Origin of the sequence: Rhodosalinus sp. K401 (assembly GCF_041365735.1) — a bacterium.
Taxonomy (GTDB): Bacteria; Pseudomonadota; Alphaproteobacteria; order Rhodobacterales; family Rhodobacteraceae; genus Rhodosalinus.
The window spans coordinates 1-343 of the sequence record NZ_JBGFSI010000065.1; the positions used below are offsets into that span (position 1 = coordinate 1).

At 51.0% G+C, this 343-nt stretch carries 1 protein-coding gene; it reads left to right on the top strand.

All coding sequences use genetic code 11. From position 1 onward, the window contains the following. The coding region (locus AB6A66_RS17560; protein ID WP_371056912.1) for a Dam family site-specific DNA-(adenine-N6)-methyltransferase at positions 1-343 on the top strand (343 nt) is incomplete at both ends.

Here is a 343-nt window from a genome sequence, read left to right on the forward strand (position 1 = left end):
ATTGCGCCGAGGTTTACTATCAGTTCCGCGAAGAGTTCAACAAAAGCCAGGATCCGTTCCGTCGGGCGGTACTGTTTTTATATTTGAACCGCTACGGTTACAACGGCCTGTGTCGTTACAATCTGCGCGGTGAGTTTAACGTGCCGTTCGGCCGCTACAAAAAACCCTATTTCCCGGAAGCAGAGTTGTATCACTTCGCTGAAAAAGCGCAGAATGCCTTTTTCTATTGTGAGTCTTACGCCGATAGCATGGCGCGCGCAGATGATGCATCCGTCGTCTATTGCGATCCGCCTTATGCACCGCTGTCTGCGACCGCCAACTTTACGGCGTATCACACAAACAG